Origin of the sequence: Staphylococcus sp. GDY8P47P (assembly GCF_016892225.1) — a bacterium.
In the GTDB taxonomy this organism is placed as follows: Bacteria; Bacillota; Bacilli; order Staphylococcales; family Staphylococcaceae; genus Staphylococcus; species Staphylococcus borealis.
This window is the reverse complement of sequence record NZ_JAFENV010000039.1, coordinates 1,178-9,045: the sequence shown is the minus strand read 5'-3', so window position 1 is coordinate 9,045 and position 7,868 is coordinate 1,178. Positions and strand designations below refer to the sequence as shown.

The 7,868-nt window shown below is 30.8% G+C and carries 4 protein-coding genes and 1 pseudogene; all 5 read left to right on the top strand.

Annotated elements, in window-relative coordinates:
- Positions 1 to 1,323: poly(glycerol-phosphate) alpha-glucosyltransferase (locus JVV30_RS12375; RefSeq protein WP_204194322.1), on the top strand; the 1,323-nt coding region annotated here is incomplete at its 5' end.
- Between the two features lie 9 nt (positions 1,324 to 1,332).
- Complete coding sequence (locus tag JVV30_RS13345) at positions 1,333 to 1,665, top strand: hypothetical protein (RefSeq protein ID WP_070632114.1); 333 nt, start codon at positions 1,333 to 1,335, stop codon at positions 1,663 to 1,665.
- Between the two features lie 41 nt (positions 1,666 to 1,706).
- The gene (locus JVV30_RS12370; RefSeq protein WP_239469382.1) at positions 1,707 to 3,395 is read left to right on the top strand and encodes a Mur ligase family protein; all 1,689 of its coding nucleotides are present in this window, start codon (positions 1,707 to 1,709) and stop codon (positions 3,393 to 3,395) included.
- Positions 3,396 to 3,550: 155 nt separating this feature from the next.
- Positions 3,551 to 4,721, top strand: a pseudogene (locus JVV30_RS12365) (ISL3 family transposase); the annotation flags it as partial.
- Positions 4,722 to 5,200: 479 nt separating this feature from the next.
- On the top strand, positions 5,201 to 7,868 hold a 2,668-nt coding region (locus JVV30_RS12360; RefSeq protein WP_204194321.1), incomplete at its 3' end, for a YSIRK-type signal peptide-containing protein.

Genomic DNA, 7,868 nt, shown 5'->3' with positions numbered 1-7,868 from the left:
GGTATAGCATTTGATAGTCAATGGAATTTTGCAGTATTACCTGAAGAAATTAACGCGAATGCTTTTGTTCGACCAGATAATACTACTAAAGAGTTATTTCTTTCGGAAAAAAACATCAATAATTATTTACGTAAATATACTACAAATAAAAAGGCATTTTCTAGTGATTTCTATAATGAAAAAGAAGTTATTAAATTCTATACACAAGGTTTCTTTATAGGTGATGAAGAAGTACATGAACTATATAGCGAAGGCTATAAAAAAGGTTTAAGAAAAGTAAATGATTTAAATAATGAAATTGATCAATTAATTGAAAGTAGTACTAATTTCTTACAAAATATGTTGTTAGATAATGGTAAATATATTTATGGATATTTTCCTCATTTTGATAATGAAATAGGATTCTACAATATTTTAAGACACTCTTCTTCTACTTATGCCTTAATTGAGGGTCTGTCTTATTTAGGTAAAAGCTTACAACCTGTTGAAAAAGCAATTGATTATGTCATTTCAAATCAACTGTTAGAGGTTGATGATAAAGCTTATATCTTTGATGATACAGAGGGAGCAAATGAAATCAAATTAGGACAAAATGCTTCATTTATATTCGCAGTTTGTGAATATTTAAAGCATGAAGATAATCCTAAATTTCTTGAGTCAGCTCAGAAAGTAGCTAAAGGTATTCTTTCAATGATAGATGAAGATACATATGAGACAACTCATTTATTGAATTATCCTGATTTAATCGTAAAAGAGAAGTTCAGAATTATTTATTACGATGGTGAAGCAGCGCTTGCTTTATTGAGATTGTATCAAGAGGATGAAAATGAACTATGGCTAAAAACTGTAGAAAATTTGATGGACCGTTTCATTGAGAAGAAATATTGGCAATATCATGATCATTGGTTAGGATATTGTACGAATGAATTAGTTCAAATTAATCCACAAGACAAATATTTTGAATTTGGAATCAAAAATGTGAATAGTTACTTAGATTATATTAAAAATCGTGAAACAACATTTCCAACATTCTTAGAAATGTTAATGGCCACATATCGATTATTTCAAAAAGCGAAAGATACGGGTCGCGATGAATTGGTAAACAATTTGATAGACGAACAATATTTGATAGATGTAATTAATATTAGAGCAGATTACCAAAGAGTTGGATTCTTTTATCCTGAAATTGCTATGTATTTTAAAAACCCATCAAGAATACTAGGAAGTTTCTTTATTAAACACCACGGTTATCGTGTTCGAATTGATGATATCGAACATTATTTATCTGGATATGTACAATATCAAAAGGCATTTAAAGGTTAGGTAATTATTATGCTAACAATTAAAAAGATATTTAATATTATAGGTGGAGAATTAAAGGACGCACACAATAAAGAAGCAAATGAGATAAATGATTTTGAAACAATTTATAAATTTGTAAATAGTAAAAAAACTGCTTATTTTTCTCCTAACAAAGAAACATGGTCAAGAGAATTAGGAAGAAATAAAAATGCTTTAGACGGTAATGATTTGGTTAATAAAGAAAATGGAGAAATTGGACTAATTATAACTGAAAATTACATTTCTGATTTAAAATTTGAAATCCCTCAAATAATTGTAGAAGATTCTGTTCAGGCATTTAAACAATTAGCTATATATATATAAGAAATCAATAAAAAAACCCAGTTATTGCTATAACTGGATTAATGGGTAAAAGTTCTACTAGAATGTTAATTACAAGCTTGTTGGGTGATTATAATGTACTTGAAAATAGAGGGAATAATAATGTTAGAGCAGCTATTTACAATAATATGCTGAAATTAATAAAAAATCCTGACTTTGCTGTTATTGAAACATCCATGAATGCGATTAATTATCTTGAAAATACCTCAACTTTTTTAAAACCAGACATAGCAATTATTACAGGTATTGGTGAAGCGCATTTTTCTACATTTAAGTCAGTTAAAGATATAGCTAAGATCAAAACTAGAATTTTTGACGGTCTTTCTTCAACCACTGGAGTGGCAATTATTAATAAAGACACGTTATATGCAGATTATTTAATTTATAAAGCACATGAAAATGCAAGTAATGTGTTAACTTATAGTATTAATAAAGATGCAAAGGCGGATTTAACTGTTGATAACATTAAGTACAACAAAGGAAGTATTGAATTATCAATTACTAACCAAGATAATAAAAGTGAAATTTATCGACTCAATACTATTAGTGAAGGAATGGTTTCTAACACATTAGCAAGTATCTTAACGCTTAAAAGTTTAAATTTACCAATAAAACAAGAATTACTAAATGATTTCAAACCGTTTTCTAAAATATTAGCCTTAAAAGAGATACATGCGAAAACTCATAAATTAACATTACTTGATGATACACATAATGCTTCATTACCGGCGATGATTAATGCTATTAGAGCATTTAATAGTCAAACTAAGTTTTATTCAGGTCATAAAATAATAGCAATAGGAAAAATTAGTGATTTAGGTCGTAAGTCTAATGAAACTCATTTAAGACTAGTTGAAGAATTAGAAAATAGTAATGCTGATTATATTTTATGTAAGGATAATGAATTGAGACAAGTCGTAAATAAGGTGCGAAACAAGAATATAACTTGGTATCCCAACAAGGAATTGTTAATAAATGATTTAAAATATTTATGTAATGAAGATTCTCTTACTTTGCTAAAATCTTCTGTAACTGGAACGGATTTTCCAGAAATAGCTAAAAACTTACCTAATATTTTAAGGGATAATAACATAGAGTTTGATTTTGATGATCTATTTGAAAAATTAAGTGAAGTAGGAAAAAGCTATATTAAAATAAATAATAAAACTGGTGAAATAGTTGAAGAATATAATAGTGGGCTTTCTCAAACGATAGAAGGAATGGGACCATTAATTTATTATTTAAAATCTATCGATGAAAAATTAGAAAATAGAATTATTAATTTAAAAAGTTGGCCGACTAATAATGCCAAAAAAGGATATTTTGAAGGTTTAGAAATTAGAACTTATACATTGCTTGAAAATATGACTGAATCGCCTTATCCATCTCAAATCTATGAGTTAGCTAATGAGTTATTTAAAAATCATGTAGATAGAAAACAATATATAAATAATTTAATAAAAGAGTTGAAATTATCCACTTCAATAGCTACAAACCTAACTGGTCGTTTTAGAAGTAAAGACAGACAAAGTTATACTGTGAAAGATTTGTTTGAAATATATAAACATTATAAATATGATTTATTTAAATTCAGTAATTCTTTTGTATTAGGTCTTAAATACAAAAGTGGCTTTATAAGAGGTAAAGAAGAAACAATAATATTCACTTCCTATAATGATTTAGAGTATTTAAAATCTACAATCGATTTTTAGTAGTTTTTAGCTTTAAATATATGACAAGACAATTTCTGATTTATTCTTATCAGAAATTGTTTTTTACTAAGAAGTTATGACTCTATAATAAATTGGACTGATGACTAAAAAACATCAGTCCAATTTTTACGTTTGAATACAAAAAAGGCGCAATTACCTCTAAAAATAAAAATTTCTCTATAGTAAAAAATGGTAAGAAAACCTCAACGATTACTTTACTTAAAATTATGGAAATGCCCGCTTATTTAGAACTTCAAAAACAAAGATTTTATTGTAAATCATGTGACAGTCATTTTACTGCTAAATCTAATATTGTCGACGCTCATTGTTTTATTTCTAATAAAACAAAACTTGCAGTTTTAGATAAAGCACAAGAATACCGCTCTCAAAAATCTATCGCTAAGTCATGCTTAGTATCATCAATGACTGTGTCTAGAGTGATTAATCAAGCGGCAAGCGACGTAGGTCAATCTTCTTTTGATGCTCTACCTGAACACTTAATAATGGACGAATTTAAAAGTGTTAAAAATGTTATAGGAAAAAATGAGCTTTATTTATGCAGATGCTGTATCTCACCGCATCGTAGATGTGGTAGCGGATCGTAAGTTAAAATCGCTTAAAGATCATTTTTATCGCTATTCTTTAAAATTCAGACAAAAAGTCAAAACAGTAACGATTGATATGTATGAACCATATATGTCGCTAATCAAAATATTATTTCCTAACGCGAAGATTATTATTGATTGTTTTCATATTGTTCAATCTTTAAATCGAGCGTTAAATATGTCTAGAGTTCATGTAATGAATAGTTATAGAATCTCTAATAGACCGCTTTATAATAAATATAAAAGTTATTGGAAACTATTTCTTAAACCTTTTGAAACGCTAGAATCATTTAATTATCATAAAGTCCATTTATTTAAAGAGTGGAAAACCGAAAAAGGCATTATAAATTACTTATTAGGTGTAGATGTAGAATTATTTAATACATATCACTACGTTCATGAGCTAAGAAGATTATTAAAAGAAAATCAAATAGAGGAATTTAATCATAAACTCTTTTCTATTCATCTTTCAGATGTGTGTCCTAAATTACGCCCAGTCATTAGAACTTTAATACGATTAGCAGCTTTCATTGAAAATACTATGACATATTCTAACCTGACCAACGGTCCGTTAGAAGGAATTAATAATAAAATAAAACTTATTAAAAGGGTATCTTTTGGTTATAGAAATTATGATAATTTGCGTAATCGAATTATTATAACTTCGCGACTATTTGCCTCAACAACAAATATTAAGATTAAACAACCTAAGATTGCTTAATCTTAATATTTGGACTCATCAGTCCGATTTGACGTAGAGCCTATTTTTTTGAATAGCAAAATATATTGTACCGATTTTGTAACGTGCTGACGCCTAGGGGAATAGTATGAGTGAGAGACTACTGGTTCGAGTCATACCCCAGGCAAGCATGCATGGACAAAATCGTAAGTTTTTAAATATAAAGAGGACCAATCCATACAAGGATTAGTCCTCTTTTTTGAGATTGGGATTTATGTCCCAGCCTCATTTTATTTAAATAGAATTAGGGAACAATTTTTATTATGCTTAGTAAATTAGAATAACGAAAATTAAATATCATTGAATAAAAAATTATTATAAAATTGTAAATATTAATTTAGTATTACTAAATTAATATTTTTTTAAAAAACGAAAATTTATATTGTAACTACATATAAAACATGATAGGTTTTACATGAGTGTTGTGTTCAATTAATTTGAAAAATAGGGGTGTGAGTTATTTGAAGAAAAAATCAAATAAAAGATTAGATTTCTTACCAAATATCAATAACAAATATTCAATTCGAAAATTCACATTAGGGACAGCATCAATTTTAGTTGGTGCAACATTAATTTTTGGTGCTGGTCACGATGTAGCTAAAGCTGCTGAAGACACTAAAACTGAAGAAGGAGTTACAAGTAACTCAAATGAATCGGCTCAATCTTCTTCTGAAACAGCAAACACAGGAGTAGAAACTACAGAACAAGCAACAGCTGAATCACCGACAACAGAAGCACCAAGTACTGAAGAAAGCACAACAGAACAACCATCAACAGAAGAGAAAACAAGTGAAGAAAGTACAACAGAACAACCATCAACAGAAGAGAAGGCAAGTAAGGAAAGTACAACAGAACAACCATCAACAGAAGAGAAAGCAAGTAAGGAAAGTACAACAGAACAACCATCAACAGAAGAGAAAGCAACTGAAGAAAGTACAACAGAACAACCATCAACAGAAGAGAAGCCAACTGAAGAAAGTACTCAAACAGATGAATTATCAGCAGAAGAAAAAGCAGCAAATGACAGTACAGAAACAAACCAACCATCACTAGACAAACATGAAACAACTAGGGATGTTATTGAGCAACCTGATGTCAGTGATTCAATTCAAAATATCTCTGAAAATTTAAATGTATCAAGTGATGATACAGTTCAAGCTCTCGAAAATGGTGGAGTAGATACATCTAATGCAACAGAAGTAGAAGCCATCGCTGCACTTGTTCAAAATGATTATGCTAATAATGATAATGAAACACCAGTTGCTACGCCGTTAAGCGTAAATTCAGCAACAGCTCGTAATGAGGAAACAACAAATACACTAAGACCAAGAATGTTCGCTGCGATGGCGTTAGCTGCCGATACACCAACAAACGATAATGTTGCAAGTCCTAAAAACAATCAAATTATTGAAGCAGATGCGATTAAAAATGGTTATATTAACTCATCTACAGATGCTACAAATGCGGCTAATACATTATCAGGACGCGCATGGATTGTAGACGAAGGAACACCTGCAACAATGTCAAATGGATTAACACCAGTTCCTGAAGGAACACCCGTTTATATGCAATGGATTGATAAAGATGGTGTGGTATCACCAATATATAAAGCGGCAACGACTAATTCATTAGGAAAATCAAATGCTTCGCAAGTTGGTCCCGGAGCCTACGCATTCGACTTAAGAGAACCATATGTAGATGCAAATGGCAAAGAACATACGTATCGTGCTGAAAATAATCAATATTATAGAATTTGGATTGAAGACTTTAAAACACATAATGGTAATACAGCAACAATGTTACGTACCGCAGGCGGTTTTTTACCCGGTTCATATGTAGATTCAATTACTAGTAATAATATTGGCCAGTTCCCATTAGCAGGTACAAATATGCAACGTACAGGTATCTTTATGGGGATTGAACCTGATGGTGAATATATGACTCGCCCACAATCTGAATGGATTCATGATACTCAAGGCGCTGACAGTCCACTTTCAACAAATTCTATCCAAGGTCGTGTATGGTTAGAAACAGGAACTGGGGGAGACTTAGCTAACTCAACAACTGGTCCAAGTTATAACCCACTTGCAAGTGATAGAATAGCAGATGGTTATACTGTAGTATTTTCTTCATTAACTGATAAAGGTGTTCAAGCATATAAAAATCAAGTAGAAAGTTTACCTAAAGCAGAACAAGCAGACGCAACAAAAACATTATTAAAAGATCATCCCGAATATATATCAGCAACGGTTTATGGTGAGACAAATGCGGATGGATATTATACTGTTCATTTCCCAACAGATAAAAAAATTAATAATGATTATATCTATGGTTACGTAATGAATCCTAATGGAGAAAAAGTACTAGGATATTCTTCATTTACCTCACCAATTTTTACTGGGGCAAATTCAAATTTATCATTTACGCCTCAAACAGCACCAGTTGCTAAACCAGTTAAGGGCGGATGGTATAATGTGAATTTTGCATTAATTCCGACAACGGACACTAAAATTGATATTGTGAAGTACAATAACACTACACAACCAGCACAACCTAAAGACACAATTGACATTGATTTAAGTGGTTCACAATTATCACCACTTCCATCTCATATAGAATGGAGAGACAGCAACGGTAATGTAGTTAAAAAAACAGATGACATTACTTCATATACTGATGGTGAACAAAAAGGTACATTTGTGGTACCAGACACAGCAAAGCCAGGCGATGTTTATACAGTATACTTAGTTTCAGGTGGTAAAGATGTAGGTTCAGATTCATTCGTAGTTGCTACTCAAGAGAAATCCTATCATCCAGAAACAGTCGAGGTTATAAAAGATTACGGAACACCAACAACTGAGGATGATGTAACAGGAGCAGTAACAATTCCAGATTATCCATCAGAAAAAGGAACACCAACAATTAAAGTAGATGATCCAAGTAAATTACCGGACGGTAATACGCCAGGTACAGTGAATGTTCCAGTAACAGTGACATATCCAGATGGCACAGAAGATCATGTGACAGTACCAGTAACAACAAACAAACAAGCAGATAACGATGCTTATCAACCAACAACGGATGAAGTAACAAAAGATTACGGAACATCAACAACTGAGGATGATGTAA